Below are 428 nucleotides of genomic sequence, written 5' to 3'. Positions count from 1 at the left end.
CGCGTAACGGGAGATGGGTGACTTCACCTTGCGAGTACTGACGCGGGATCGCCGTGCCGGCGAGAGTGCCGACAGGACTCGGCGGCCGATCTCGCCGATGCCCTGGTCGAAGACTCCTTCCGCACATACCAGCAGGTCGCGGGCGGCTTGGAGAGCGATGGTGAAGCCGCAGCGGTCGGGATCGGTGCCCGGCTGGGACTCCGCGGCCTCGACCGTGGTGCGGCGCAGAAGCTGGTAGAGGGTGAGCAGGGCCCACATCTCCTGTTCGATGCCGACCGGGTCGTGTGAGCGTAAGACGCGTCCCTGCAGGATGGTGTGGCGCAAGGCGTAATAGGCGCTCTCGTGCTCCCAGCGTTCATGGTAGAGACGCACGAGGCGGCCGGCTGGGTAGAGCCGGGCGTCCAGGAGCGTGGTTGCCAGACGGTAGG

Annotated in this window: 1 pseudogene; it reads right to left on the bottom strand. The window is 67.3% G+C overall.

Annotated elements, in window-relative coordinates:
- A pseudogene (locus TN53_RS42530) lies at positions 1 to 428 on the bottom strand (IS4 family transposase); the annotation flags it as partial.

It is taken from the genome of Streptomyces sp. WM6386, assembly GCF_000972385.1.
In the GTDB taxonomy this organism is placed as follows: domain Bacteria; phylum Actinomycetota; class Actinomycetes; order Streptomycetales; family Streptomycetaceae; genus Streptomyces.
Note: the sequence above shows the minus strand (reverse complement) of the source record. Positions and strands in the feature narration are given on the sequence as shown.